The sequence below is a fragment of the Actinoplanes sp. NPDC051388 genome, from assembly GCF_055586225.1.
The window spans coordinates 395605-418137 of sequence record NZ_JBVJIP010000002.1 but is presented as its reverse complement, the minus strand read 5'-3'; the positions used below and the strand labels follow the sequence as shown (position 1 = coordinate 418137).

At 69.7% G+C, this 22533-nt stretch carries 29 protein-coding genes; 17 read left to right on the top strand and 12 right to left on the bottom strand.

The window, feature by feature from the left end:
* Positions 1–13: 13 nt before the first annotated feature.
* The 5 genes from ACZ6TI_RS06190 (at position 14) to ACZ6TI_RS06170 (ending at position 3579) form a co-directional block, all read left to right on the top strand.
* On the top strand, positions 14–544 hold the full coding sequence (locus tag ACZ6TI_RS06190) for a copper chaperone PCu(A)C (RefSeq protein ID WP_465343902.1): 531 nt from the start codon (positions 14–16) through the stop codon (positions 542–544).
* Positions 541–1713: a Dyp-type peroxidase gene (locus ACZ6TI_RS06185; protein ID WP_465343901.1), complete on the top strand. Its 1173-nt coding sequence runs from the start codon at positions 541–543 to the stop codon at positions 1711–1713. The genes ACZ6TI_RS06190 and ACZ6TI_RS06185 overlap by 4 nt, the downstream gene beginning before the upstream one ends.
* A complete protein-coding gene (locus tag ACZ6TI_RS06180; RefSeq protein ID WP_465343900.1) occupies positions 1710–2198 on the top strand; it encodes a copper resistance CopC family protein in 489 nt (162 codons plus the stop codon). The genes ACZ6TI_RS06185 and ACZ6TI_RS06180 overlap by 4 nt, the downstream gene beginning before the upstream one ends.
* A 71-nt stretch (positions 2199–2269) precedes the next feature.
* A complete protein-coding gene (locus ACZ6TI_RS06175; protein WP_465343899.1) occupies positions 2270–2758 on the top strand; it encodes a GyrI-like domain-containing protein in 489 nt (162 codons plus the stop codon).
* Positions 2758–3579, top strand: a complete 822-nt coding sequence (locus tag ACZ6TI_RS06170) for a MerR family transcriptional regulator (protein ID WP_465343898.1) — start codon at positions 2758–2760, stop codon at positions 3577–3579. The genes ACZ6TI_RS06175 and ACZ6TI_RS06170 overlap by 1 nt, the downstream gene beginning before the upstream one ends.
* Here the strand turns inward: ACZ6TI_RS06170 and ACZ6TI_RS06165 are convergent.
* Positions 3563–4180 (bottom strand): dihydrofolate reductase family protein, encoded by a 618-nt coding sequence (locus tag ACZ6TI_RS06165; protein WP_465343897.1) that lies wholly within the window; start codon positions 4178–4180, stop codon positions 3563–3565. The genes ACZ6TI_RS06170 and ACZ6TI_RS06165 overlap by 17 nt on opposite strands.
* 51 nt (positions 4181–4231) lie before the next feature.
* Here ACZ6TI_RS06165 and ACZ6TI_RS06160 point away from each other — a divergent pair, with 51 nt between their 5' ends.
* Positions 4232–4693, top strand: coding sequence for a DinB family protein (locus ACZ6TI_RS06160; protein ID WP_465343896.1), 462 nt, complete (start codon positions 4232–4234; stop codon positions 4691–4693).
* Positions 4694–4757: 64 nt separating this feature from the next.
* Complete coding sequence (locus tag ACZ6TI_RS06155; protein ID WP_465343895.1) at positions 4758–5732, top strand: tetratricopeptide repeat protein; 975 nt, start codon at positions 4758–4760, stop codon at positions 5730–5732.
* On the opposite strand, the gene ACZ6TI_RS06150 is transcribed toward ACZ6TI_RS06155, so the two are convergent.
* The 5 genes from ACZ6TI_RS06150 to ACZ6TI_RS06130 form a co-directional block, all read right to left on the bottom strand.
* Complete coding sequence (locus ACZ6TI_RS06150) at positions 5725–6042, bottom strand: hypothetical protein (RefSeq protein ID WP_465343894.1); 318 nt, start codon at positions 6040–6042, stop codon at positions 5725–5727. The two genes, ACZ6TI_RS06155 and ACZ6TI_RS06150, sit on opposite strands and share 8 nt — an antisense overlap.
* Positions 6043–6149: 107 nt before the next feature.
* Positions 6150–7373, bottom strand: a complete 1224-nt coding sequence (locus ACZ6TI_RS06145) for an ABC transporter permease (protein WP_465343893.1) — start codon at positions 7371–7373, stop codon at positions 6150–6152.
* On the bottom strand, positions 7370–8044 hold the full coding sequence (locus ACZ6TI_RS06140; RefSeq protein ID WP_465343892.1) for an ABC transporter ATP-binding protein: 675 nt from the start codon (positions 8042–8044) through the stop codon (positions 7370–7372). The genes ACZ6TI_RS06145 and ACZ6TI_RS06140 overlap by 4 nt, the downstream gene beginning before the upstream one ends.
* Positions 8041–9123, bottom strand: coding sequence for an efflux RND transporter periplasmic adaptor subunit (locus ACZ6TI_RS06135; RefSeq protein ID WP_465343891.1), 1083 nt, complete (start codon positions 9121–9123; stop codon positions 8041–8043). Before ACZ6TI_RS06135 ends, ACZ6TI_RS06140 begins: the two co-directional genes overlap by 4 nt.
* The gene (locus ACZ6TI_RS06130; protein ID WP_465343890.1) at positions 9120–9635 is read right to left on the bottom strand and encodes a hypothetical protein; all 516 of its coding nucleotides are present in this window, start codon (positions 9633–9635) and stop codon (positions 9120–9122) included. Before ACZ6TI_RS06130 ends, ACZ6TI_RS06135 begins: the two co-directional genes overlap by 4 nt.
* Positions 9636–9722: 87 nt before the next feature.
* Here ACZ6TI_RS06130 and ACZ6TI_RS06125 point away from each other — a divergent pair, with 87 nt between their 5' ends.
* From ACZ6TI_RS06125 to ACZ6TI_RS06115, 3 genes are all read left to right on the top strand, one after another.
* Positions 9723–10397, top strand: a complete 675-nt coding sequence (locus ACZ6TI_RS06125) for a response regulator transcription factor (RefSeq protein WP_465343889.1) — start codon at positions 9723–9725, stop codon at positions 10395–10397.
* Complete coding sequence (locus ACZ6TI_RS06120; protein WP_465343888.1) at positions 10390–11466, top strand: sensor histidine kinase; 1077 nt, start codon at positions 10390–10392, stop codon at positions 11464–11466. Before ACZ6TI_RS06125 ends, ACZ6TI_RS06120 begins: the two co-directional genes overlap by 8 nt.
* An 84-nt stretch (positions 11467–11550) precedes the next feature.
* The gene (locus ACZ6TI_RS06115) at positions 11551–11883 is read left to right on the top strand and encodes a helix-turn-helix domain-containing protein (RefSeq protein WP_465343887.1); all 333 of its coding nucleotides are present in this window, start codon (positions 11551–11553) and stop codon (positions 11881–11883) included.
* A gap of 48 nt (positions 11884–11931) precedes the next feature.
* Here the strand turns inward: ACZ6TI_RS06115 and ACZ6TI_RS06110 are convergent, their stop codons facing one another.
* The 4 genes from ACZ6TI_RS06110 to ACZ6TI_RS06095 all read right to left on the bottom strand — a co-directional run bounded on the left by ACZ6TI_RS06110 (position 11932) and on the right by ACZ6TI_RS06095 (position 15802).
* On the bottom strand, positions 11932–12231 hold the full coding sequence (locus tag ACZ6TI_RS06110; RefSeq protein WP_465343886.1) for a MerR family transcriptional regulator: 300 nt from the start codon (positions 12229–12231) through the stop codon (positions 11932–11934).
* Between the two features lie 532 nt (positions 12232–12763).
* Complete coding sequence (locus tag ACZ6TI_RS06105) at positions 12764–13405, bottom strand: hypothetical protein (RefSeq protein ID WP_465343885.1); 642 nt, start codon at positions 13403–13405, stop codon at positions 12764–12766.
* A 1-nt stretch (position 13406) separates the two neighbouring features.
* Positions 13407–15470, bottom strand: a complete 2064-nt coding sequence (locus ACZ6TI_RS06100) for a M91 family zinc metallopeptidase (RefSeq protein ID WP_465343884.1) — start codon at positions 15468–15470, stop codon at positions 13407–13409.
* Positions 15467–15802 carry a WXG100 family type VII secretion target gene (locus ACZ6TI_RS06095; protein WP_465343883.1) on the bottom strand — a complete coding sequence of 112 codons (336 nt, stop codon included), beginning with the start codon at positions 15800–15802 and terminating at the stop codon, positions 15467–15469. Before ACZ6TI_RS06095 ends, ACZ6TI_RS06100 begins: the two co-directional genes overlap by 4 nt.
* Positions 15803–16027: 225 nt before the next feature.
* Here ACZ6TI_RS06095 and ACZ6TI_RS06090 point away from each other — a divergent pair, with 225 nt between their 5' ends.
* The 7 genes from ACZ6TI_RS06090 to ACZ6TI_RS06060 all read left to right on the top strand — a co-directional run bounded on the left by ACZ6TI_RS06090 (position 16028) and on the right by ACZ6TI_RS06060 (position 20873).
* Complete coding sequence (locus ACZ6TI_RS06090) at positions 16028–16975, top strand: helix-turn-helix domain-containing protein (RefSeq protein ID WP_465343882.1); 948 nt, start codon at positions 16028–16030, stop codon at positions 16973–16975.
* A gap of 51 nt (positions 16976–17026) precedes the next feature.
* Complete coding sequence (locus tag ACZ6TI_RS06085; RefSeq protein WP_465343881.1) at positions 17027–17557, top strand: hypothetical protein; 531 nt, start codon at positions 17027–17029, stop codon at positions 17555–17557.
* A 314-nt stretch (positions 17558–17871) separates the two neighbouring features.
* Positions 17872–18093, top strand: coding sequence for a PIN domain-containing protein (locus ACZ6TI_RS06080; protein WP_465344296.1), 222 nt, complete (start codon positions 17872–17874; stop codon positions 18091–18093).
* A 156-nt stretch (positions 18094–18249) separates the two neighbouring features.
* Positions 18250–18561 (top strand): hypothetical protein, encoded by a 312-nt coding sequence (locus ACZ6TI_RS06075; RefSeq protein WP_465343880.1) that lies wholly within the window; start codon positions 18250–18252, stop codon positions 18559–18561.
* Between the two features lie 7 nt (positions 18562–18568).
* Positions 18569–19264 carry a hypothetical protein gene (locus tag ACZ6TI_RS06070; RefSeq protein ID WP_465343879.1) on the top strand — a complete coding sequence of 232 codons (696 nt, stop codon included), beginning with the start codon at positions 18569–18571 and terminating at the stop codon, positions 19262–19264.
* A 572-nt stretch (positions 19265–19836) separates the two neighbouring features.
* Complete coding sequence (locus ACZ6TI_RS06065; RefSeq protein ID WP_465343878.1) at positions 19837–20343, top strand: helix-turn-helix domain-containing protein; 507 nt, start codon at positions 19837–19839, stop codon at positions 20341–20343.
* Entirely contained in the window at positions 20340–20873 is a 534-nt protein-coding gene (locus tag ACZ6TI_RS06060; protein WP_465343877.1) for a DUF6036 family nucleotidyltransferase, read from the top strand. Before ACZ6TI_RS06065 ends, ACZ6TI_RS06060 begins: the two co-directional genes overlap by 4 nt.
* A gap of 155 nt (positions 20874–21028) precedes the next feature.
* On the opposite strand, the gene ACZ6TI_RS06055 is transcribed toward ACZ6TI_RS06060, so the two are convergent.
* On the bottom strand, positions 21029–21403 hold the full coding sequence (locus ACZ6TI_RS06055) for a hypothetical protein (protein WP_465343876.1): 375 nt from the start codon (positions 21401–21403) through the stop codon (positions 21029–21031).
* Positions 21404–21928: 525 nt separating this feature from the next.
* A complete protein-coding gene (locus tag ACZ6TI_RS06050) occupies positions 21929–22492 on the bottom strand; it encodes a hypothetical protein (RefSeq protein ID WP_465343875.1) in 564 nt (187 codons plus the stop codon).
* Positions 22493–22533: the final 41 nt, after the last annotated feature.

Genomic DNA, 22533 nt, shown 5'->3' with positions numbered 1-22533 from the left:
GGGACGGACATTCATGCGAAAGAGCCTCACCTCCATCGTCGCGGCGATCAGCCTGGTCACTCTCGGTCTCGCCGGGTGCGCGGACAACGGCGCGACCGCCACCACCCCGCCCGCGAGCACGGCCGCCGCGACGCTGACCGTGATGAACCCGTGGGTCAAGGCCTCCGCCGCGGGCACCATGACGGCCGCGTTCGGGGTGCTGGTCAACGACACCGATGCGGACATCACGGTGACCGGCGTGACATCGCCGGCGTCACCCATGGAACTGCACGAGATGACGATGAAGGACGGCAAGATGGTCATGCGGCCCAAGCAGGGCGGCTTCGTGATCAAGGCGAAGAGCACACACGAGCTGGCACCCGGCGGCGATCACCTGATGCTGATGAGCCCGGCCGCCGCGATCGAGGCCGGCGACGAGCTGCAGTTCACGCTTCAGCTGGCCGGCGGCGCGACGGTGCCGTTCCAGGCCATTGCCAAGCCGTTCGCCGGCGCCGGGGAGAGCTACGACCCCGGCATGTCGATGCCGGTCCCCGCGGCTTCATGACCACTCGGCGCGGCTTGCTCGCCGGCGGCGCCGCGGCGGCCGGTCTGGGTGCGGTGGCGGGGGCCACGGTGATGGCTTCCACCAGCCCAGAGACGCCGGTCCCGGTCGCGGCGCTCCCCCAGACCGGTACGGGTGAAGCCACCGTCCCGTTCCACGGCCCACGTCAGGCCGGCGTGACCCAGGACCCGCCCGCCCACGCGTCGTTCGTCGCCCTCACCCTGGCCCGCGGCGTCGACCGCCGCGGCCTGGGCCGGATGATGCGGCTGCTGACCGACGACGCGACCCGGCTCACCCAGGGCACGCCGGCACTCGGCGACACCGAACCGGACCTGGCCGTGCTGCCCGCCCGGCTGACCGTCACCTTCGGGTTCGGGCCCGGCCTCTATCGGGCGGCCGGCCTGCGAGCCCCGATCGCCGACCTGCCGGCCTTCGGCATCGACCGGCTGGAGAACCGCTGGTCCGGCGGCGACCTGCTGCTGCAGATCTGCGCCGACGACCCACTCACGGTGGCGCACACCCAGCGGATGCTGATCAAGGACGCCCGGCCGTTCGGGGCGATCCGCTGGGTGCAGCAGGGCTTCCGGCGCAGCCCCGGCGTGCAGGCGCCGGAGCACACCCAGCGCAACGTGCTCGGCCAGCTCGACGGCACCGCCAACCCGCGCGGTGAGGTGCTGGACGCGGCGGTGTGGAACCCGGACGGCTCCACCACGGCCGTGGTGCGCCGGATCCGCGCGGAGATCGAGAAGTGGGACCTGCTCTCCGTGCCGGACAAGGAGAGCGCGGTCGGCCGCCGGTTGACCAGCGGCGCGCCGATGAGCGGCCGGCTCGAGCACGACGAGCCCGACTTCACCGCGGTCGACGCGTCCGGGTTACCGGCCATGCCGGACTTCGCGCACGTCACCCGGGCGCATGTGACCGACCCGGAGCTGAAGATCCTGCGGCGCCCGTACAACTACGACGGCGCGCCGGACGCGGCCGGGCACCCGGACGCCGGCCTGATCTTCGCGGCCTTCCAGCGTGACATCGCGCGGCAGTACATCCCCATCCAGCAACGCCTCGCGGACAAGGACCTGCTGAACGAATGGATCACCCCGATCGGCTCCGCGGTCTTCGCGATCCCGCCCGGCTGCGCGGCCGGCGGCTGGATCGGCGAGCAGGCGCTGGCATGAGACGGACCGTGATCGCCCTGGCCGCGGTGCTGGTGGTCGTGCTGCTGCCCGGCACGCCGGCCTGGGCGCACGCGCAGCTGGTCTCGGCGCAGCCGGCCGAGGACGCCACGCTGGCCGCGGCGCCCACCTCGGTGACGCTGAAGTTCACCGAGCGGCTGCGGCCCGGCTTCGCCACGATCGTGGTCAGCGACGCCGACCGCCGGCGCATCCCGGCGACCGAACCGGTGGTGGATGCCGCGACCGGTTCGGTGTCGCTCGGCGAGGCGTTGGGTAACGGCGCCTATCTGGTCGCCTATCGCGTGGTGTCGGCGGACGGGCACACCGTGCAGGGGTCGTACGCGTTCACCGTCGCGGACCCGGCTCTCGTCGTTCCCGCCGCGACCGCCGCGCCGTCGTCGTTCCCCAGCCTGGCGGTCGGGCTCGGCGTGTCGGTCATCCTGCTCGCGGGCGGTTTCCTCGGATGGTGGCGGCGGCGCCGGTCTTGACCTTGACGTTGGGAGAGACTGCAAGCTGGCTCCGGACGGGCGGGCGCCCGGTCAGCGAACGGGAGGCGATCATGGTTGAGGTTCGGTTGCGCGACGTGCCGGAGCAGCGCGTGGTGTCGGAGACGCGCAGTGTCGATCAGGCCGAGTTGGAGGCCTGGCTGCCCGGTGCGATGGCCCGGGTGGCGGAACGCGCGCGGGCCGCCGGTGGACTGCTCGGCACCACGGACTGGCCGTTCCTGGATCGGCCCGGCGCCGACGAGCCGGTGTTCGTGACGATCTACGAGGGCAATCCGAACGAGGGGCCGACGCCGGTCGAGGTCTGCGCGACGGTCGCGGCCGGTGGCGACCGGGCCGTCGAGGCACACCGCGAGGCGTACGCCAGGGTGACGAAGTCGCAGGTCACCAGCGGTGAGCTGGGTGGCGTCTACGAGGCCGTGGAGAAGTGGATCAGTGCGAAAGGCATGGCCGTGGCCCGCGCGCCCCGGGAGACCTACTGGACCGACTTCGGATCCGCCGCGCCGGAGGACGAGGTCTTCGACGTCGCGTTCCCGGTGACCTGATGCACGGCGGGCCCGGGCTGCTGACCATCGGCGAGTTCGCCCGCCGCACGGGTCTGTCACTGCGGGCCCTGCGCCTCTACGACCGGCTCGGCCTGCTGCGGCCCGCCGAGGTGCATGCCGACACCGGCTATCGGAGTTACGCGAGCCGCCAGCTCTACGCGGGCCGGCTGATCGCCCTGCTGCGCCGCCTCGACATGCCGCTGAACGAGATCGCCGAGATCGTCGGCGCACCCGGCCCGGACGCGGCCGACCGGCTCGCCGGTTACTGGACCGGGGTGGAACGCCGGCTGGCCGCCCAGCGCGAGCTCGCCGACCGCCTGGTCCGCAGCCTGGCCGCGGAGACCCCAGCGGCGGACGACGCCTGGCCGGTCTCCGTGCGCGACGTGCCGGAGCAGCACGTGGTCAGTGAGATGCGCTATGTCACCGCCGCCGACCTGCACTGGATCCGCGAGGCCACCGAACGGCTCACCGCTCTGGCGGATCGCTCGGGCGGACCGGCCGGGCCACGCTTCGTGGTGTTCCACGGCGAGGTCACCGAGGACGCGGACGGGCCGGTCGAGGTGTGCGTGCCGGTCCGCACGTCCGCGGCCGGTCCCGCCTTTCGCTCGGAGCCGGCCCATCGGGAGGCCTACGTCCAGGTGATCAAGGGGCATTGGGAGCCACCGCAGATCCTCTCGGTGTACGACACCGCTCGCCGCTGGGTGCGTGAGCACGGCCACACCGTCGCGGCCCCACCGCGCGAGGTCTACGGATATGGCGCCGACCCCGATGCGGCGGATCCGGACGCCCTCATCTGCGACGTGGCTATCCCGTTCCGCTGACCCTCTCGGCCTTCTCCGGCTTCGCTGCCTGCTCCGGCTTCGCTGCCTTCTCCGGCTGGAAGCGGACGTTGATCTCCGGCCGGGGATCGCCGTCACCCGTCTGTCGCAGGTTGATCGGGTGGCCGCCGGGGTTGTCGAACAGCCGGACGCCGTCGCCGAGCAGGACCGGCACGATGTGCAGGTCGATCTCGTCGATCAGGCCCAGATCGAGGAGCTGAGCGCCGATCGTCGGCGAGAGCACCTCGAGGTTCTTGCCACCGGCCGCGGCCAGCGCGATCTCCACCGCCTCGGCGAGGCCGCAACTGAGGAACGTCACCCGGTCGGCGGGCTCGGCGTCCTCGGGGTGGTGGGTGAGCACGAAGACCGGCCCGTCCCAGGCGCCGCCATAGAGGTTGCCGGCATCGGGGAACGCGTCCCAGCCGCGCCGGCCGCCGAGCACCGCGCCGGTCGTCGAGGTGTATTCCTCGATCAGGCCCGGCCGGTTCGTCACTCCCGCCATCCAGCCCATGTCGTCGCCCGGTCCGGCCACGAATCCGTCCAGCGACATGGAGAAGTGCCAGAGGACCTTGCCGTCCGCCGTCTGTGGCTCTGTGTCTCTCATGATTGTTGAGACGGTGACCGGCCGCGAAACTGATCGGATTAGGGTCCTGGAATGACCGATCACAGGCCGCCCGGGATCTCGGGCGACGAAAAGGCGACGCTGGTCGGATTCTTGGACTACCTGCGCGACGCGATCGCCGTGAAGGCGACCGGTGTGCCGGAACCGCAGGTCCGAACGCCCGGCGTGCCATCCGGCACCAGCCTGCTCGGGCTGATCAAACACCTCACCCACGTCGAGCGGCACTACTTCCTCGGTGACGAGGTCCGCAGCTGGCCGCGGACCTTCAAGCCGACCGCCAAGGAGACGGCCGAAGGATTGCTCGCCGGCTACCGGGAGGCGATCGCCGAGGCGAACAAGGTGATCGAAGCCTGCGGCGACCTGACCGGGCCGGCGCGACCCGGCGCGGCGCCGTCGATGCGGTGGCTGCTGGTGCACATGATCGAGGAGACCGGCCGGCACGCCGGTCACGCCGACATCATCCGGGAACAGATCGACGGCGCGAAGGGCCGCTGACCCGGCGCCGGCGGCGGCAGGCGCAGCGCGATCCGTACCGACGACCCTCGATATCCTCGATCGCATGGCGTCCGACGAGCTGGCTCATGAATACGACGTCTACTCGGAACAGGCCGCCACCCTCTATCTCGACGGTTACCTGGACGAGGCGCACGCGGCCGCCGATCGAGCCGTCGCGGCCGCGAGCCGGCTCCGCAGTGGAAACCCGGAGTTCGCCGAGGCCTATGCGGACGCGTGCCGCAACCGCGCGGAGATCCGCACCGTGCTGGTCGGGACGGCCGGCCACAATGGACCGGCCAACCTGCGACAGCTGTGCGCCGGCGGCGCGGACGACGCCGCGCAGGCGATCGAGGTGTACGCGCAGCGCGACCAGCAATATCCCACCCTGGTCGCATCGATCCGGCTCAACCTGGCCGAACTGCTCGCTCAACTCGGCCGGCGGGCCGAAGCCCGCACCCACGCCGACACCGCCCTCGCCGACTACCGGCAGCACCTGGGCACCGAGCGCGAGCTCGACGTCACCAGCCTGGCCCGGGCGCTGGAACGCTATGCCAACCTGCTATCCGCCGGACTGATCGACAGCCCGCCGGAGGCCCGCGACGCGCGACTCTCGGCCGTGCAGCTCTATCGGCCCTACGCGCGGCCCGGCACCGACCTGTGGAACAACCGGCACAGCCGGGGCACCACCTGGTTGAGCACCCCGACGCTGGCCGGATTCGGCGCCACCGCCTGGCACCTGGCCGCCGACCTCACGCACTCCGACACCGAGGCGGCCCTGGCCCTGCTCGACGCCGCCGAGGTCGAGGCGGCGCTGGTCACCGAGTGGCGGACGGTCGCCGGCCCGCTCGACCTGCGGCACCTGCAGCGCGCGGCCAACCTGCTGGACGGGGTCGCCGACCGGCTCGACGGCACGTCACCCGGCCTGGCCGCCCGATGCCGCGCCACGGTGCCCAGGGGTGACTATCCACCCGGCCAGGACTGGTTCGCCGCCGTCCGCGCCCTGCGCCCGGAGGTCGAAGCCGCGACCGGCGTCAGCTGACCGGCTCGAGGTCGACGGCGCGGCGGGTGCGGCGGCGAGCCGACAGCCGGCTGCCGAGGTGGACCAGGCCGAGGCTGACCCCAAAGATGATCAGATTGACGATCAGGTAGGCGAACACGTTGGCCTGGCTGGCGTCCGGATAGGGACCGAACGCCTCGGGGGATCCGCCGACCCACTCGAGGATCAGGCTCAGCGTCTGGGCGGTGAAGACGAAGCCGTGGATCGCGATGAAGGCGACGAACGCGGCAGTTCGGCTGCGCACGAAGTAGCCGAGCGGCAGCGGGGCGAGTACGAGCAGGATGAGCGCCATGACAGACCTCCTGTGACAACGGGAACTCCGGAAGCCTCGCCCCGAGGCGCCCGCCCGGGCATCCGTGCCAGCCCCGGTCTTTGCGGCACGTCAGCCGACGGGCTCCGCTAGGCCGTTCGCAACGCCTCGGTGGGCGACAGCCGGGACGCCCGGACGGCCGGCATCAGGCCGGCGAACGCGCCGATCAGGACGGCCGACGCGATGCCGCCCGACCACGCCTCGACCGGGATCACGACGGCCCAGTTCTTGGAACCGGCGTAAACCGCCGTCGCCGCCGCCCCGGCCAGCACGCCGACCACGCCGCCGATCACCGCGAGCAGGATCGACTCACCGAGGAACTGGGTCCGGATCTGGCTCTTCGTCGCACCGAGGGCGCGCCGCAGTCCGATCTCCGACCGGCGTTCCAGCACCGAAATGATCATGATGTTGGCGACCCCGACGGCGCCCACGATCAGCGCCACCACGCCGAGCCCGAGAAAGAGGCTGTCGAACGCGCCCGCCGCTGCGGCACGGGCGGTGAGCGCGTCGGACGGCTGGCTGACATTCACCTCGCTCGGCGCCCGCGGGTTGGCGGTCCGCGCGAGCAGCGACTGCACCGACACGACGTGGTCGATGTCGGCGCGCACATAGATCGAGCTGGGTGGGCCGGCTTCCGGCTCACCGCGGACCACGCTGACATACCCGAGGTACGCCTGGGCGGCCGGATAGCCGACCAGGGCGCTGTTGTCGATGTCGGGCGCCAGCGGCGCGGGCCGCATGATGCCGGCCACGGTGAACCACTGGCCGCCCAGCCAGATCCGCTGATCGGGATGGATCCGGTCGATGCCCAGCCGGCGGGCGGCCGCCGAGCCGAGCACCGCGACCGGCACCCGGGCGGTGCCCTCGTTGAGCCAGTTGCCGCCGGCCATGCCGCTGTTCAGCACGGACGGCAGGTTCAGGCTGGTGGCCCGCACCTGGAGGCCGCCGCTGTTGGCCTCCGGCACCATCGAGTTCCGGTAGACCCGCTCGTCCTTCATCAGACCGGTGTGTGCCAGCTGCTGCACGTCGGCCAGGTGGGTGATCCGCCCGGTCGCTTCCAGCGGCAGCGTCGCGTCGCCGCCGGTGAGACTGTGCCCGGCCTCGGCGGTCAGCATGTTGGTGCCGAGTTGGTCGATCTCCGCGAGCAGACCGGCCTGCGAGGACGCGGACAGTCCGAGGACCCCGACGATCGCCGCCGTGCCGATCGCGATTCCGAGCGCGGACAGCGCGGCCCGGGTCGGCCGGGCGCGCAGCCCGACACTCGCCACCCGCAGCCCGTCCTCGAGCCCGAGCCGTCCGCCCGGGGCGCTCATGGCTGCCCGCCGATGTCGGAGACCACGTGCCCGTCCAGCATCCGGATCCGGCGTGGCAGCTGATCGGCGAGACCCGCGTCGTGCGTGATCATGAGGATGGTGGCGCCGCCGGCGTTGAGTTCGCGGATCAGCGCCATGATCGATGCGCCGGTCGCGCTGTCCAGGTTGCCGGTCGGTTCGTCGGCGAGGACGATCGCCGGCCGTCCGACGAGAGCCCGGGCGATCGCGACCCGCTGCCGCTCCCCTCCGGAGATCTTGGTGGGCTTGAAGTGCGCGCGGCCGGAGAGGCCGACCCGTTCGAGCGCCTCGTCCGCGCGCCGGCGCCGTTCGGCGGCGGGCACCCCGGCATAGAGCAGCCCGTCCGCGACGTTCTCCCGCACCGTGGCGTGTTCGGCCAGGAAGAACTGCTGGAAGACGAACCCGATCCGCCGGGCCCGCAGCCGCGACAGGTCACGGTCGCTCAGCCGCGCCGCGTCGACCCCGTCGATCCGGACCACGCCGGTGCTGGGCCTCTCCAACGTCCCCATCACATGAAGCAGCGTCGACTTGCCCGACCCGGAAGGGCCGACGATCGCCACCAGCTCACCGGGCCGCACGGCGAAGGACACCCCGCCGAGGGCGTGCACTTCCCCATAGGCCTTGGTGACCGCATTCAATTCCAGGACCGTCATGAGGCCGGCACCACCACGTGATCGCCCTCGTGCAGATCGCCCTCGACCTGCACCCGGCCGCCGACGGTGTCGAACATGCCGAGCCGCACGGCGACCAGCTCACGGGCCCCGCCGTCGCGCACGATCTCGACCGCGAACCCGTCGCCGGACTTGCCGACGAGCGCGAGCACCGGGACGCTCAGGACGCTCTCCACGCCCTTGGTCGCGATCTCCACCTGGACCGGCGCCTGGTCCAGGCCGCGGGCCTGTTCCGGCTTTTCCAAACTGAGGTACGCCGGGATGGTCGCCGTTCCGGCGTCGGCGTCCTGCCCGGCCGGGCTGCGGGCGACCTTGCCGAGCCGGGTCACCCGGCCGGTCACCGCCTGCATGCCGGGCAGCGTGATCTCGGCCCGATCGCCCGCATGCACCGCGGCCTGCTGTGACGCGTCGAGCTCGACCTGCACCTCGAGCGTGTCGGAGGTGGCCTGGGCGACCTGCCCACCGGGCTGGGCGAATCCGCCGAGCCGGCCGGTCACCTTGGCGATCCGCACCGGCTCGGGCAGGAAGACCGCGTCGTCGACGTCGAGCCGGCCGGTCTCGGCGATGCCCTTGTCGTCCTGGAGATCCTTCAGGGCCCGCTCGGTCCCGCGGGTGAAGTCGGCATCGGTCGGATCGACGGCCTCGTGGCCGATCCGGCGCAGGTTGGCATTGAGCTGGCGGACGTCGCTGCCCCGGTCGCCGCGGCGCAGGTCGCGATAGGCCGGGATCGCGCCGCACAGCAGCAGCACCGGGTCGTTGTCCACCCGGTAGAACACGTCACCGCAGCCGACCTTGTCGCCCTCGTCAGGCAACGCGGTGTAGATCCCGCCGGCCTGGTTCATCACCGGGTAGGGCGAGCCGTCGGAGCGCGCGCGATAGGTCAGGATCCCGTCCAGGGAGACCCTGGACGAGAGCGCCCCTTTCTCGATCTTGACAGTGTTCGCCGGCGAATCCTGCGCGGCCGGGCGCGGTTGCCCGGTGCCGGACGCGATCACCGCGATTACCGCGACCAGGGTGACCAGGGCGGCCGTTCCGACGGCCGCCCAGATTGTCCGCCTCACTTCCCGCCGCCCGCCGCCGCCGACAAGGCGTCACCGCACTTCTCCATCGCGGCGTTCAGAACATCCATCCCACCCTTCCGGTTGGAGGACGGGATCTTCTCCGTGTTCACGATGGGCTCACCGTTCACCGGATCGGGGAAGTCCGGCACGCCGTTGGCGCGGATGCACTTGGCGAACTCGAGGGCCGCCGCCTGCTGCTCGGGGCTTCGCTCCGATTGCAACGTGCCCGGTGGTTGCAGGTCCTTGCAGGCGTTGACGGCCTTCGTCCACACCTCGGGGGTCACGTTGACCCCGAACTCGTAGTCGCCCTCCGCGTTCGGGTCCGGGAAGTCGGGGACGCCGTGGGTCCGGATGCACTCGGCGAACTTCACCGCCTTGTCCCGGTCGGCGGTGCTCTGCGCACCGTCGCCGCCGGTGGTGGCGGTGCCGCTGCCGTTCTCCGCGGATCCGTTCGAACAGCCCGCGCCCAGCAGCGCGACGACGGCCAGGACGACCAGTAGCTTTCGACTCATGGGCGCCAGTCAAGGCAATGGCGTGTTGCCGGCCCGTATGCGCTTTTCCATACACCCGCGATATGCGCCGGCTCGTACGATCGGGCGGTGCGTGTGCTGCTCGTCGAAGACGAGCCCTTCATGGCCGAAGCCATCCGCGATGGCCTGCGCCTGGAAGCCATCGCGGCGGACATCGCGGGCGACGGCGACACGGCTCTGGGGTTGCTGAGCGTCAACGCCTACGACATCGCCGTCCTCGACCGCGACGTCCCCGGGCCCAGCGGTGACCAGATCGCCGAACGCATCGTCGCCTCCGGCAGCGGCATGCCGATCCTGATGCTGACGGCCGCCGACCGGCTCGACGACAAGGCGTCCGGCTTCGGGCTCGGCGCCGACGACTACCTCACCAAGCCGTTCGAGCTGCAGGAGCTCGTGCTCCGGCTCCGGGCGCTCGACCGCCGGCGCGCGCACAACCGGCCACCCGTACGGGAGATCGCGGGTCTGCGGCTGGATCCGTTCCGCCGCGAAGTCTTCCGCGGCGGCCGTTACGTTCCGCTGACCCGCAAGCAGTTCGCGGTGCTGGAGGTGCTCGTCGCTGCCGAAGGCGGCGTGGTCAGCGCCGAGGAGTTGCTGGCGCAGGCCTGGGACGAGAATGCCGACCCCTTCACCAACGCGGTCCGCATCACGGTCTCGGGCCTGCGCAAACGCCTCGGCGAACCGGGGATCATCGCCACCGTGGCCGGCGTCGGCTACCGCATCGAGTCGGAGAACGACCGTGGATAGGCAGCCTGGTCTCAGCGTCCGCCTCAAACTCACCCTCAGCTACGCCGGGTTCCTCATGCTCGCGGGCGGTCTGCTCCTCGCCACCGTGTGGGTGTTCCTCCTGCGCTACGTGCCCGACCCACCCCCGGGTTGGGGACCCGGCCGTCCCGGGATGATGAGCCCGACCCGCCAGGACCTGCAGGACGCGTTCGCCCCACGGGCCGGCCAGGCGTTGGCGTTCCTGCTGGTGTTCGGCCTGCTGGGCGGATGGATCCTGGCCGGTCGGATGCTCGCCCCGCTGCACCGGATCACCGACGCCACCCGCAGGGCCACGAACGGGTCGCTCTCGCACCGGATCGAGCTGGAGGGCCGCCGCGACGAGTTCCGCGAACTGGCCGACAGCTTCGACGCCATGCTCGCCCGGCTCGAGGCGCAGGTCGCCGAACAGCAGCGGTTCGCGGCCAACGCCTCGCACGAGCTGCGCACCCCACTGGCGATCACCCAGACCCTGCTGGACGCCGTCCGCAATGAGGAGAACCAGCTCCACGATCGCCTGCGCGCCGTCAACACTCGTGCGATCGAGCTGACCGAGGCGTTGCTCCTGCTCAGTCGCGCCGACCAGCGGTCCTTCGTGCCGGAGCACGTCGACCTGTCCCTGATCGCCGAAGAGGCCGCCGAAACGCTGCTCTTCCTGGCCGAGAAGCACGACGTCACGATCGAGACGTCCGGCGAGATCAGCCCGGCCGTCGGCTCACCCACCCTGCTGCTGCAGCTGACCACGAACCTCGTGCACAACGCGATCGTGCACAACCTGCCCGAGCGGGGCACCGTCTGGGTCACCACCGGGGCCGGCGCCAAGAGCGTGGTGCTGACCGTCGAGAACACCGGCGAGCGGCTCACCCCGCAGCTGGTCGCCACGCTGGGCGAACCGTTCCAGCGGGGCAGCAGCCGGATCCGCACCGATCACGCCGGCGTGGGCCTAGGGCTGGCCATCGTCAAGCGCATCACGCAGGCGCACGACGGCACTCTCACCCTCACTCCCCGGCCGGCCGGCGGCCTCCGCGTGACGGTGGAACTGCCAACCCCGTGATTGGTACGCGGGTGCGTTCTTGTTTCGCGGCCACCGGTACCTCAACGTTTGCTTCTTGGATGCTGCGGCGCCGAAGTGACGACGATGAGGGCGAGTGCGATGGGCTCCGACAACACGATCCCGGTGCCGCCGGAACCGACCGGCGCAGCCACCTCGGCCGAGTTCGCCTCGCGCTTGCAGGCTCTGATGAGGGCGCGCAGGCGGTCCGTCGACAGCGTCGCCAAGCGCAGCCGAGACGCCGGCACCCCGATCTCCCGCGCCACGGTCTACAACCTCACCACCGGGACCGGCGCACCGCGCCGCGACACTCTGGTGGCCTTCCTGCGCGGGTGCGGGGTGCCACCGCAGGAGCAGATCCGGTGGCTCACGACGTTCGACCGGGTCCACTCCCACCCGTTGCAGCGCATGCCGGTCTGACCATCGCACGGCCCGAGCCATCGACATCCCGGGCATGCGGCGTTGGGTTCAGTCGCGGCGTTCCTGGTTCTGCCGGAGCGCTTCCTCGAGCTGGTCCTCGAGGATGATGATGCGGCAGGCCGAGTGCATGTCGGTGCCCTGATCGCACAACTCGCGGGCGCGGGCGGCGAGCCGGATCTGGTAGCGGGAGTAGCGGCGGTGGCCGCCCCCGGACCGGAACGGGTCGATCAGTTTCGCGTCGCCGAGCCGGCGCAGGAAATCCGGTGAGCAGCCGATGATCTCCGCGGCGCGGCCCATGGTGTAGGCCGGGTAGTCGTCGTCGTCGAGCATGTCGTCGGGTTGAGCCATCTGACCTCCAGAACGAGGGCCCCGGCGCTGTGGAAGCGCCGGGGCCCAAGGGTTATGGGACTAAATACACCATCTGCCGACAGAAACGTCGGTTGTCGTATCCACACCAGCCCTGATCCAGGGATTCGGGTGCGAGGACCGCATAAGCGTGACCGGAGACCACCTCTCGTTCGATGGAAACTGCGGTGTCCGCGCCTGACCCGATGATGCGGCCGGCGGCGGGCGATCCAACGGTGTAAGACCCTCCCTTTCCTCTGACTTCCTCTGTCACTTGCCTCGTGCTGTCCGCCGGTGCCGGAGCCCCACGCGACTTCATGGCCCCACACACGTGCGACGAACTCTCTTGCCGTACTGCCTTACCTTGCTTTCTTGCGTCAAACCTGAGCCGGGTCGGTGTCGGTCCAGCTCCGCCGCCCAGTCGGGGCGGTACTTCCGTCTGCGTCTTTATTGATGCTTCGTTCTCGACCAGAAGAACGTTAGCCGATGACGGCGAGGAAGTCTACTAACTCAGACATAGATTTTTTGGTTGAGTTCACGTCACTTTGAGCGACGGTGCGCAGACCAGGTGTTCGTGATCCACGGTGCTCTGGGAGTGGCGGTAGTAGGTCAGCGGCCCGGCCGACGACGGCGACGGGGACGGGCCGGTCGGCGTGGGTGCCGGCTCGCCCGGCTCGTCGGCCGCCCGGGCGATGCCCACGCAGAAGACCACCTTCGACGCGTCCTGCGGCAGTGCCAGCGGCGGATCGAAGACCGACTCGTACGGGTGGTTCACCCGGAACGGCCGGCTCGCCATCGCCGTGCCGGTCAGCGTCCGGCCGGGCTGCAGGACCGTGCCGTACTGCATGAAGTCGCGGGCCAGCCCGACGTCCGGCGGCGGCGCGAACACCCGCTGGGAGACCTCGATCGTGTCGTCCGGACCCGCGACCACCCAGGTGACCGGGCCGGCGTCCGGCGGGTCGTCGCCCCACGCCCCGTTGAAGACGGCGATCGGCGCGGACTCATCGTTGCGCAGCGTGTAGGTCCAGGTGATCCGCTCGGCGGTGACGACCGGCTGCGCGGTCAGGGTCGCCGCCAGCTCGGGACCGCCGGCCGCCGTCGAGCGGTCCTCGCCGGAGCCACAGGCGGCCAGGGAGCCGAGCAGCACGAGCAGACCCAGGGCCGCGCGTACCCGCATCTCAGTACCTCGGCCGGTGCGGTGCGCCGAGCTCCTCGCGGAGGCCGTTCTCGGTGTACACGTACGGGTGGTCGGGATAGATCTGCTCCGGGGTGCTCGGGTCGTCGTCGTGGTCGATGGGCAGGCCCGCGGCCTCGCGTTCGCGGTTCGGCACCTCCGTGCCGCCCTGGTCGTACTCGCCGTCGGCGAGGGTGTCGTTCGTGTAGTCGTAGACGTGCGCCATCTCGTGGTAGAGCACCACGACCGGCGGCCCGGAGTGGAGCGTGTCGAACGACGGGTTGTACTTGATCTCGTAGCTCTCGCGCGGCCAGGAGTACCAGTGCGACTCCTCACGGGCGTAGCCGTTCTCGTCCGTCGTCTCGCGGATGGTCAGCCCGTTGCCGTCATAGAACAAGGCGCTGCTGTCCTCGTGGGCCTTCTGCAGGTTGCCGAGCATCTGCTGGCCGGTGGGCGAGGCGCGCAGCATGTCCATGTCCGCCTCGACCCGGGCGACGAAGTCCGGCGAGCCCTCGATCTTGACGTATTTCGCCTGGTCCGAGATGTCGATGGTGATGACCTTCTCGGAGTTGGCGACGGTGTCCTCGTTCTGGCCGTAGACCTTGTCGGCTCCGGCGCCGGCGTCGACGGTGTCCCGGCCGTGCCCGGTGTAGACCACGTCGTCGCCGCTGTTGCCGCTGATCACGTCGTCGTCCCGGCCGCCGGACAGGATGTCGTTGCCGGTGCCGCCGGTCAGGGTGTCGTTGCCCTTGGCGCCCTCGAGGTAGTCCTGGCCTTCGCCGCCGTCCAGCTGGTCGTTGCCGTCCATGCCGTAGAGCGTGTCGTCGCCGAGGCCGCCGGTCAGCCGGTCGTCGCCGGTGCCGCCCTCCAGGTAGTCACGGTCGGCGCCACCGTCGAGGATGTCGTTGCCGTCCCGGCCGATGAGGTTGTCCGAGCCCGAGTTGCCGCGCAGGGTGTCGCCGCCCGCGCCGCCGTCCAGGGTGTCCCAGCCCTCGCCGCCCTCGATCAGGTCGTTGCCGGATCCGGCCTTGATGGCGTCGTTGCCCAGGCCGCCGTACACCCGGTTGTTGCCGTCGCCGCCATCGGCGCTCTCGGTGACCGGCTTGCTGCGGTCCTCGTCGCCGATGTGGTTGCGGCCCGCTCCGAGGGTGATGCGGTCGTCGCCGCCGCGGCCCTCGACGGTGTCCTTGCCGTCCAGGCCGAGCATGCGGTCCGCACCGTCGCCGCCGCGCAGGATGTCGTCGCCCTTGCCGCCGAGCAGCGTCAGCCCGACCTTCGTGCCCGGTGCCACGTCGACGGTGTCGTTGCCCTCGCCGGCCCGCACGGTGATCGCGTAGTTCGGCGGGAAGGTGGTCTCGACGCCGTTGACGGTGACGATCTGCTCGCCGGTGCGCGGATCGACCCGCACGGAGACCTTGTCGTCGCCCGGACCGGTGTTCAGAACCACCGAGTTGCCGTCGTAGATCCAGCTCGTCCCGCTCGCCTCGGCCGGCAGTTTCCAGCCGTCGTCGGTGCCCTGCGCCACCGAGTTCCACACCCCGGACAGCGAGTCCAACTCGTTCTTGGCGCTGTCCATCCGGCCGTTCTGAGTGACCAGGTCGCCGTCCAGATCACCGCGGATCTGCACGGCCTCGAGAATCGCGGTGTTGATCGGCGGGATGTCCTCGACGTCGCGCGGATTGAACGTGACCGACCGGCCGCTGACGACGGTCGGGACGGCCGCGCGAACGCGGGACAACGATCCGTCCAGAGCGTTCTGCGCGTGGGTCAGAGCGGTCGCACCGGCGTCCAGGGCATCCGCGAAAACCGTGGCCGCCTCGGTGACCTCGGTGCCGCTCTTGCCGAGTTTCCGCAGGTGATCGTGGTAGGTGTCGGACGCGTCACCGGACCAGGCGTCGCCCCGCAACGCGGCGGCCGCGTCGCTCACCTGGTCGCGGGCCACACCCGCCTTACGGCCGAAGGCACGCCAGGCGATGGCCGCCGAACTGAGCGCGCCCGGGTCCGCCTCGAGGTCCCAGATGTTGTCCGTGGTCACCGGGTCGGGCGGAGGAACGAACGGGTTCGTCATATCGGCTGCTTCCCGTGTCCGCCGGCCCGGCGCTGCCGCTCGGCGGCCTCGCTGTCCGCCTGCTGATAGGCGAACGCCACCCGGTAGAGCTTGTCCACATCGTTCTCGTAGACCTGCACGATGCGCCGCCAGGTGGTGTCCGTGGACGCCTCGGCACCCACCGCCGACGCCGCGAACGGGGCGCCGGACATCGAGTTGCCGAACGCGGACGCAGGCGGAGCCACCACGCCCTGGGTCGCGGACCAGCCGTCGCTCATCGCGTCGGCGGACGACAGCGTGACCTTCGCCAACCGGACGATCGCCTCCGGCTCGGCACGAACTTCGTCGGCCATGCGGGCAGCGTATCCATCCAGCGCATCCCACACTGTCCCGCAATCCACGCCGTCGCCTACGGTGCAGCCCGGCGAGGCGCATCGCGGGTTGCCGTCCACCGATCGGATCGAGCGCGTACACCGGCGGCGCGGCAAGCACGTTACCGTCAATGGGTGATCGAGCTGTTGTGCGAGTCGGCTGACCTGGCGCGGATCCGGTTTGCTCGCTCGCCTATGCACGAGCTCATGGCCAGCATGAGGATCGGTGGTCGCGCCGACCGGATGCAGATGCACCTGCCGTGGGCCCGTTCGGTCCGGGGCGCCTTGGCCGGCCTGCGACTCGACCTGCTCGGCCCGCTGCAGGCCGATCCCCGATACCTCCCGGACTTCCTGACACCATCACCGGAGCGCACGGACACGAGGTTCGCCGACGAGTTGGACCGCGTGCGCGCCACCCCGGAAGCCGTCGTGCGGGAGCAACTTGACCTTCTCGGCGCCACGGCCGGCCTACCGAAAGCGCTGCTCCCGCTGTACGAGGACCCGGAACGTCAGCTGGGCCGGCTCGCCGCCGAGGTGCAGGCTTACTGGACGGCCGCGATCGGGCCGATCTGGCCGCGGCTGGCCGGGCTGCTCGACGCCGAGATGGGCTACCGGGCCGACCAGCTGACGTCCGGTGGGATCGTGCGGCTGTTGGGCAACCTGCATCCGGAACTGGAGTACGCGCAGGATGCGCTGCGAATCCGGTGGCCCACCTGGCAGATGCAGAGCCGGCTCGACGGGGCCGGGATACTGCTGGTGCCGTGTGTGTTCGTGTGGCCTTCGCTAATGGTCGAGACCGATCCGCGGGCACCGAAGCTGATCTACAGCCCGCGGGGGGTCGGGCAGGTCTGGGACGGGTCGGCGCGGCGGCCGGCACCGTCGATCGCAGACCTGCTGGGGCGCAGCCGGGCGAAGCTGCTGGCGACGCTGGACCTACCGCTGTCCACCACCCAGGTTGCCCGAGACCTCGGACTGAGCGCAGCGTCGGTCAGCGAACACCTGTCGATCTTGCGCCGCTCGGGCCTGGTCGCGGCCCGCCGTTCGGGGCGGTCGGTGCTGTACCAGCGCACACTGCTCGGCACCGAACTGCTGGGCGCCGCGGTGCACGCCGACCATTCGGCGAGAAACGAATCGTGGAGCCGCCGCACCGGCTGACCCCACCATTTCCTCCGACAGCGTCACGGATGTTCGGAGGTAGCCATGCGAATGAGAAAGATACTGCTCCTGGCGGCGGGTCTGGTGCTGGTGATCGCGGGACCGGCGGCCGCCGCACCGGCCGACAACGACGCCGCGCCCGCTAGAGGTGGCGGCGGCTGGGAGCCGACCAGCACACCGCCGTTCGTCATCCCGGCGGGGCAGGTCTGCTCCTTCGAGGTGAAGGGTGACATCGTCGCCGACCACGAGTGGATGCGCACACCCGCGACCTTCCCGGACGGCTCGCCGCAGGTGCAGGACTTCAAGGGGGTGCTGGTCATCCGGTACACCAACACCAGCAACCACCGGACGGTCGTGCGCGACGCGACCGGCAGCATCCGCGTGTACCGCCTGCCCGACGGCACGAGAATCCAGCAGCTCAAGGGCCACAACGCCCTGCCGGTGCGGGCGGCCAACACGGGGTTTCCGGGCGGCGACTACATCACCCACGGCGACTTCGTCGTGATCGACCGACCAGGTGGTGTCCGGGAGGTCCCCGTTCAGCTCGGCACAATGGAGAACCTCTGCAAGACCCTCGCCTGACCCGACGCGCCGGGCCTCCCGGCCGACGGGAGACCCGGCGACACCGCCTGTGCTGAACCCGACTCGCGGACCGTCCACCACCCGCAGAATGTGGGAAAACAAAATGGCCGTCACCAGCGTTTTCCGCTGGTCCTGGGCGGCGCCGGCCTGGCTTCTGCGCTGGACCTCCACTACATGCGGCGCGCGCATCCTCGACACCAGCATCCTTATCGCGACCGACGTAACGCCGATCCCGGCGAACTGGCCATCAGCATTGCGAATCTCGCCGAACTCCAGTTCGGAGTCCTGGCCGCGAAACCGCCGAGGCGAGAGCGCTGCGCCTGGCACGACTCAGCGCCATTCAACGGCGTTTCGACCCGCTCCCCATCGACGAAGCCATCGCTGACAGCTGCGCACGGTTGGCGGCACGCGTCGTCGAGACGGGCCGCCAGCCGAGAGTGCGAGTGATGGACCTGCTCATCGCCGCAACCACGCACGCGCACGACGCCGTCATCTACACGCGCAATGCCGACGACCTCGCGGGCCTCGAAGACTGATCACGATCCACACGATCTGATCTCCGCTCCGACGGCGGCAAGAGGGACACCAACACCTCCCGACTCAGATCGACGAGAATCGGCCATCGCATCGATCGGGCGATCGTTGCGTATCGGGGCTTCGAACCTTTTGCGACGGTTCGCTATTCTCCGCCGATGGCATCGAAGCGGGACGCGGCACTCGAGGCGATGATCGAAGAGGCCACAGTCGACGCGTACAACGAGGACGAGCAGCTCACCGGCCTGTTCACCATGATCGAAGAACACCTTGTCGTGCCGTTCATCACCACCGTCCTCGGCGTCGAGGTCACCGTGAAGAAGGTCGACCTGACGGGTGACAGCATCGTCGCGATCTGCGTGCGCGGCCGCGATCGGCAGCGGATCGACCTGCTCGACCTACCGCTACCGACGCCGCCGCCGGAGGGCACCGCCTGGATCGACGCCTATCGGCACTGGGCCGGACGGTAGGAACACGGTGAGCGAGTACCAGTACTACGAGTTCACCGCCGCCGACCGGCCCCTCACCATCCGCGAACAGGCCGAACTACGGTCGCTGTCCACCCGCGCCGAGATCACCGCCACCAGCTTCGTCAACACCTACGAGTGGGGCAACTTCAAAGGCGACCCGCGCAAGCTCATGGAACGGTACTTCGACGCACACCTCTACTTGACCAATTGGGGCACGCGCGAACTCATGCTCCGGTTGCCGAAGCGCGTGCTCGACCCCGCGATCGTCGCCGACTACTGCGTGGGTGACCGAGCGGCCGCCTGGACCAGTGGCAAGAACGTCATCCTGCACCTCAATCGTGAGGACGAGGACGGCACCGACGAGTGGGACATCGGCGGAGAGGGGCTGCTCGCCTCGATCATCGGCGTTCGGGCCAGCCTTGCCGCCGGCGACCTGCGCCTGCTCTATCTCGGCTGGCTGCGCTGCGTACAGTCGCTGGAAGTCGACCTGGACTCCGCCTGGCAGCGGATCGACGAATGCATCGCCACGAAGAAGCCGCAGGAGTACGACAAGGCCGTGCAAACGCTCGTCGACCTGCGCGACCTCGCCGAACAGGACGGCAGGGCCTCCACGTTCCGGAGGCGCCTGACTCAGCTGCGGGCGGTCCACGCGCGCAAGCCCAGTCTGCTGGAACGCCTCGATCTTGCAGGCCTCGATGACTGAAAGCACATCCACGACACCGGTGTGCTGTTTGTTCGACCCCGACAACGGGTGCTGCGCAGGTTCCTGGAGCGGCTGCGCGACCGTCTCGTCGGCGGGGACATCGACAGTGTGGGCGCGCTGGCATCCGTGCTGGCCCACGAACCCGGCAAACTGCAAATGCCGGGCGACGAGCCGCAGCGCTGGCCACCGGTCGGCGGCCGGCTCCTCATGCCCCTGCCGACCAATGAGACCCGAGAATCCATTGCGCAACGACTGGCCCGTAACCGCGACGTCGCCGTGCAGGGCCCACCCGGTACAGGCAAAAACGCACTCCATCCGCAACCTGATCTGCCATCTCATGGCGCACGGCAAGCGGGTCCTGGTCTTGGCCCAGAAGGAAGACCCGCTGCGGGTCCTCCGCGACGGCCTGCCCGATGGGGTCAAGGCGCTCTGCCTCGCGGTACGCAGCCGCCACCCTCATCCCGCAAGGCTGGCTGACCCACTCAGCCCAGCCGGCCGAGCTTTCGGCCCTGCTGTCCGTTTTGACCACGTCAAGATTTGTGTTTTTGGTGTTTAGAGCTATTCTCGATCCTGTGACGACGACATCTGGCGGTCTCCTGACCACGGGTCAGGCTGCGCAACTGCTGGGCACGTCGCGTCAGCAGGTCGTCAACCTGTGTGAGCGCGGAGACCTGCCGTTCGTCATGGTCGGCAAGCACCGCCGAATCGAGCGGGCCGACGTGGAAGCGCTGCTGCGACCAAGGCAAGAGCTGACGCGTGACCAGCTGAAATCGCTATGGCTGCATCAAGCGGTGGCCGGCAGCCTCGTCACCGACCCCGATCTTGTGCTGGACAAGGCTCGGCAGAATCTGGAACGGCTAATCGGCCAGCACCAAGGAACTATGGCCGAGGTCTGGCTGACGAAGTGGCAGGAGAAGATCGAAGCCGGTCCAGTGGTGGTCCTCAAGGCGCTGACCTCACAGGATCCCGAGTCGATCGAGCTCCGGCAGAACTCGCCCTTCGCCGGAGTCCTTCCGCAAGAGCAGCGAAGGCAGATCCTCAGCGCCTTCAGCCGAACTGGATGGGTGCGGGCGGCGTGAGGCGCGAACAGCTGGAACACGTTCTACGGTCCGCGTGTCAGATCGCCGGCGACCCGGACGTCCTGGTCATCGGTAGCCAATCCTTGCTGGGTTCCATCCCGGAAGAGCGGCTACCGCTGGAAGCGACCGCGTCCATGGAAGTCGACGTCGCGTTCTTCGACGACCCGGGCGACCGCAAGGCCGACCGGGTCGACGGCGCGATCGGCGAACTGTCGCCGTTCCACGAGATGAACGGCTATTACGCCCAGGGTGTCAGTGTGACCACGGCGACGCTCCCTCAAGGATGGCGCGATCGGCTGGTGCTGGTCGAAAGTCAGAGCACCCATCCGGGACGGGGCTACACCCTCGACCCACACGACTGCGTCGTCTCAAAGCTCGTCGCCGGACGCGAGAAGGACAACGCCTTCGCCCACGCCCTGATCCGCGAAGGCCTCATCGATCCCGCGATCATCGCCGAACGAATCGAGATGGTAGATGTGCACCCTGCGGTGTTGAAGCGCCTCCGGGCATGGGTTGGCATGTACCGCTGAAACCAGCAAGATCTCTCGCCGATCTCGATTTTCGAGAGCTCCTGCGCCTATCGGGCCGAGGTAGACGTGAGAGCGACGATTAAGGACCTGCGCAGGACTCGAACACTTCCCGGGCTGGTGGTGGTCGGCGACCGCGGACCGGCATGTGCTCGCAGTCAGCCCAGCATCGCTCGGATGGCTGCGGTGTCCCCGTCCAGTTTCAGCAGGCGTACGACGTACCCTCCCGGTTCAGGCTCGGCTTCGGGGTTGTCACACCCGAGTCGCCCGCCGCCGTCGGCGTGTAGCTCCACAGCGCATCCCGGTCCTGCCAGGAAGCCGCCGCCGCCGCCCAAGCCATTGGGTTTGGTCAGTTGCACCCTGACACCACCATCCTCCACGGAAGCCGACACCGTCCACTTGCGGAGTGAGAATTTGACCGAACCGGAGAAGGACACTTTGCAGTCGCCGTCGGCACACTCCGGGTACTTGGTGCCGCCCCCGCTCGGCGCCTCCGTCTTCTTTGGCGCTTTGGGCTTTGGTGCCGTCTTCACTTCCCGTGACTCGTCCGCGACGGGGGAGGAAGATGCGGAAGGTTCGGCCTCACGGGAACTTGGGGCGGAAGAAGCGAGGGAGTCGGCCGCGGTAGGGGCGGTGTCAGGGCTCGACCACGTGGCACCGGAGGACGATTCCGCCTTGGAGTCGCAGCCGGCCATGGCCAAGACCAGCAGTAGCGCCCCGATCGCGGTGCGTTTTGTGGAGGAATGTGGACAGTGCTGCATGCGCGGAGTCTAGCGACCCGTCTTTGCCGGAGCCCTGCCCGTGATCATCCACCTCGCCGGCGCCGAGGATGCCGAGTCGGTGTTCGGGTCTGGGTCGTCCAGGAACGACACATCGATCGATGGAATGTCGGCGTGCACGGGAAGGTGGTATTCCGCCAGGCTCGGGTTCATGACCCGTCCGGTGCGCGGGTCGACGAGGGTTTGCCCAGCCATCGCCCAGACCCAGGCCCATGACGATCCCGACGCGTGCACAGCGGCACTCGCCTGCATGCAGTCGTTCGGGCCCCGACCGATTGATCAAGTCGCCCCGGACGTCCCGGCCGGCTCCTCCGCGTGCGAGCGGCCAGCCTCCGCGTCAGCTCGGACGAGAGTGCCGGACTTCGGGTCGCGGGAATAGACCCGACCAGCCCCGGAATGGGCGGGCTCGTCGTCCGGGCCGAGGACATAGCCGAACGCGGCCATCGACCCCGCCCGGTCGATCTCGTCCAAATCCTGCTGTCCGAAAGCCTTCAGAGGCGCGAGATCGGTCCGCCACACTCGTGGGAACAAGGTCAGGTACTCGAGGTTGACTTCGCCGTTTTCCATGTGGAAGCTGCCGTCGCGCTCGAAGACCCAGATCAGCGGGTCGAACGGGTCGTCCAGATCCGCCGGCATCGAGAAGCCGGGCGTGGCCCGCAGCGCAGTCCAGTGCAGGATGAACGGCGCCAGCCGCGTGATTGCGTTAGGGCCGACGCGCGGTACGTCCTCCACGACACGATCGATCACAGCCTGGTCGGCTCGCAGACTCGGATCGACGCACAGCGCGAGGTCGAAGAACGGCGTACGCGTCTCACACCCGAACCGGTCCACCCACAGCGCCATCCGCCGGAAGTGCTCGCGCAGGAGCGCAGCCTTCGACCAGG

Bases quoted from the DNA above. Each gene is read 5' to 3' on its own strand.
- ACZ6TI_RS06075 (WP_465343880.1), top strand. From the start codon at position 18,250: ATGGCATCGAAGCGGGACGCGGCACTCGAGGCGATGATCGAAGAGGCC.
- ACZ6TI_RS06050 (WP_465343875.1), bottom strand. From the start codon at position 22,492: ATGGCGCTGTGGGTGGACCGGTTCGGGTGTGAGACGCGTACGCCGTTC.
- ACZ6TI_RS06170 (WP_465343898.1), top strand. From the start codon at position 2,758: ATGCACGGCGGGCCCGGGCTGCTGACCATCGGCGAGTTCGCCCGCCGC.
- ACZ6TI_RS06100 (WP_465343884.1), bottom strand. From the start codon at position 15,470: ATGACGAACCCGTTCGTTCCTCCGCCCGACCCGGTGACCACGGACAAC.
- ACZ6TI_RS06160 (WP_465343896.1), top strand. From the start codon at position 4,232: ATGACCGATCACAGGCCGCCCGGGATCTCGGGCGACGAAAAGGCGACG.
- ACZ6TI_RS06190 (WP_465343902.1), top strand. From the start codon at position 14: ATGCGAAAGAGCCTCACCTCCATCGTCGCGGCGATCAGCCTGGTCACT.
- ACZ6TI_RS06130 (WP_465343890.1), bottom strand. From the start codon at position 9,635: ATGAGTCGAAAGCTACTGGTCGTCCTGGCCGTCGTCGCGCTGCTGGGC.
- ACZ6TI_RS06180 (WP_465343900.1), top strand. From the start codon at position 1,710: ATGAGACGGACCGTGATCGCCCTGGCCGCGGTGCTGGTGGTCGTGCTG.
- ACZ6TI_RS06105 (WP_465343885.1), bottom strand. From the start codon at position 13,405: ATGCGGGTACGCGCGGCCCTGGGTCTGCTCGTGCTGCTCGGCTCCCTG.
- ACZ6TI_RS06185 (WP_465343901.1), top strand. From the start codon at position 541: ATGACCACTCGGCGCGGCTTGCTCGCCGGCGGCGCCGCGGCGGCCGGT.
- ACZ6TI_RS06165 (WP_465343897.1), bottom strand. From the start codon at position 4,180: ATGAGAGACACAGAGCCACAGACGGCGGACGGCAAGGTCCTCTGGCAC.
- ACZ6TI_RS06175 (WP_465343899.1), top strand. From the start codon at position 2,270: ATGGTTGAGGTTCGGTTGCGCGACGTGCCGGAGCAGCGCGTGGTGTCG.
- ACZ6TI_RS06085 (WP_465343881.1), top strand. From the start codon at position 17,027: ATGAGAAAGATACTGCTCCTGGCGGCGGGTCTGGTGCTGGTGATCGCG.
- ACZ6TI_RS06095 (WP_465343883.1), bottom strand. From the start codon at position 15,802: ATGGCCGACGAAGTTCGTGCCGAGCCGGAGGCGATCGTCCGGTTGGCG.
- ACZ6TI_RS06150 (WP_465343894.1), bottom strand. From the start codon at position 6,042: ATGGCGCTCATCCTGCTCGTACTCGCCCCGCTGCCGCTCGGCTACTTC.
- ACZ6TI_RS06155 (WP_465343895.1), top strand. From the start codon at position 4,758: ATGGCGTCCGACGAGCTGGCTCATGAATACGACGTCTACTCGGAACAG.
- ACZ6TI_RS06145 (WP_465343893.1), bottom strand. From the start codon at position 7,373: ATGAGCGCCCCGGGCGGACGGCTCGGGCTCGAGGACGGGCTGCGGGTG.
- ACZ6TI_RS06115 (WP_465343887.1), top strand. From the start codon at position 11,551: ATGAGGGCGAGTGCGATGGGCTCCGACAACACGATCCCGGTGCCGCCG.
- ACZ6TI_RS06140 (WP_465343892.1), bottom strand. From the start codon at position 8,044: ATGACGGTCCTGGAATTGAATGCGGTCACCAAGGCCTATGGGGAAGTG.
- ACZ6TI_RS06090 (WP_465343882.1), top strand. From the start codon at position 16,028: ATGGCCAGCATGAGGATCGGTGGTCGCGCCGACCGGATGCAGATGCAC.
- ACZ6TI_RS06110 (WP_465343886.1), bottom strand. From the start codon at position 12,231: ATGGCTCAACCCGACGACATGCTCGACGACGACGACTACCCGGCCTAC.